Consider the following 2,125-nt stretch of genomic DNA (forward strand, 5'->3'; position numbering starts at 1 on the left):
CGTCGCGGTCGTTGTCGCCCTCGGGGTGACGGTGTTGGCGTTGGTGGTGTTCACCGACGCGGTGGTGCGGTTGGTGCGGGTGATCCGGTTGGGTGGGCCGGCGCCGGGCCGCAAGCTGAACCCGTCCGCCCGGACCCGCACTCTGGTGCGTGAGTTCCTGGGTCATACGAAGATGGCGAAGCGGCCGGTGGTGGCTGTGGCGCACTGGTTCGTGATGGTCGGGTTCTTCGCGTTGTTCTTCACGTTGGTGACGGCGTATGGGCAGTTGTTCGATGCGCGTTTCGCGTTGCCGCTGATCGGGCACTGGATCGTGTTCGAGTGGGCGACCGAGGCGATCGCGTGGGCGACGCTGCTGGGGATCGGTGTGTTGGCGGTGGTGCGGCAGTGGTCGCATCCGCGGCGGCTGGGTCGTGGGTCGCGGTTCTTCGGGTCGACGTTCTGGCAGGCGTACTACGTCGAGTTCACCATCGCGACGATCGCGGTGAGCATCCTGGTGCTGCGCGGGTTGGAGTACCGGCTGTTCGGCGATGTGTGGCATTTCCCGTTGACGGCGTTCATCGGGTCCTGGTTCTCCGGGGTGGCGACGGGCGATGTCGAGTTGACGGTGCACGTGGTGGCGGCGGTGAAGATCACGGTGTCGTGGTTGTTCTTCACCGTGATCGCGTGGAACCTGACGATGGGGGTGGCGTGGCATCGGGGGTTGGCGTTCTTCAACATCTGGTTCAAACGCGATCCCGCGGGTGGTCCGGCGCTGGGTGCGGCGAAGCCGCTCACGGTCAAGGGTGAGCCGGTCGATTTCGAGGCGTTGGACGACCTGGACGAGGACGCGTCGCTGGGGGTGGGGAAGGTCGAGGACTTCTCCTGGAAGGGGTTGCTCGATTTCTCCACCTGCACCGAGTGTGGGCGGTGTCAGTCGCAGTGCCCGGCGTGGAACACCGACAAGCCGTTGTCGCCGAAGTTGTTCGTGACGGCGCTGCGTGATCACGCGTACGCGAAGGCGCCGTACCTGCTGGCCGGTGACGAGTCGGCGAAGGCCGAGGCCGAGCGGCCGCTGGTCGGGCCGGTCGACGCCGGCGGGGTGATCGATCCGGACGTGTTGTGGTCGTGCACCACGTGCGGGGCGTGTGTGGAGCAGTGCCCGGTCGACATCGAGCACGTCGATCACATCCTGGACCTGCGCCGCTACCAGTCGCTGATCGAGTCCGAGTTCCCGTCCGAACTCAATGGCCTGTTCAAGAACCTGGAGAAGGCCGGCAACCCGTGGGGGGTGAACGCGTCCAAGCGGATGGACTGGGCGCAGGGCCTGTCGTTCCCGGTCCGCCAGGTCGGTGTCGATGTCGACGACCTGACGCAGGTGGAGTGGTTGTTCTGGGTCGGCTGCGCGGGCGCGTTCGAGGACCGGGCGAAGAAGACCACCCAGGCCGTCGCGGAACTGCTGCACACCGCGGGGGTGTCGTTCGCGGTGCTCGGTGACGGCGAGACCTGCACCGGCGACCCCGCCCGCCGGTCCGGGAACGAGTTCCTCTACCAGCAGCTGGCCGCGCAGAACATCGACGTGCTGCGCGAGTCGAAGGCGGTGCGGGTGGTGTCGACCTGCGCGCACTGCTTCAACACCATCAAGAACGAGTACTCCCAGCTCGGTCTGGAACTCGAGGTCGTGCACCACACCCAACTGCTCAACCGCCTCGTCCGCGAGGGGAAGCTGACCCCGGTCGCGCCCGCCGGCGACGCCCAGATCGCGGGGCGGCCGGTCACCTACCACGACCCCTGCTACCTGGGCCGGCACAACCAGGTCTACACCCCGCCCCGCGAACTCGTGCAGGCCCTGCCCGGCGTCGAGCTGCGCGAGATGCCCCGCAACCAGCAGAACTCGTTCTGCTGCGGCGCCGGCGGCGCCCGCATGTGGATGGAAGAGCGCATCGGCACCCGCATCAACACCACCCGCACCACCGAAGCACTCGACACCGGCGCCGACACCATCGCCGTCGGCTGCCCGTTCTGCCGCGTCATGCTCTCCGACGGCCTCACCGAGGCCCAGGCCACCGGCCGCGGCGAGAACGTCGAAGTCCTCGACGTCGCCCAACTCCTCCTCGCCGCCGTCCAACGCGGCTCCTGACACCTGGTC

The 2,125-nt window shown here is 67.8% G+C and carries 1 protein-coding gene; it reads left to right on the forward strand.

Translation table 11 applies throughout. From position 1 onward, the window contains the following. Window positions 1-2,116 (forward strand): (Fe-S)-binding protein (locus DZA62_RS35195; RefSeq protein ID WP_157988112.1); only part of this gene is annotated, 2,116 nt, incomplete at its 5' end. Window positions 2,117-2,125 lie beyond the last annotated feature (9 nt).

The sequence above is a fragment of the Jiangella endophytica genome, assembly GCF_003427025.1.
Taxonomy (GTDB): Bacteria; Actinomycetota; Actinomycetes; order Jiangellales; family Jiangellaceae; genus Jiangella; species Jiangella endophytica.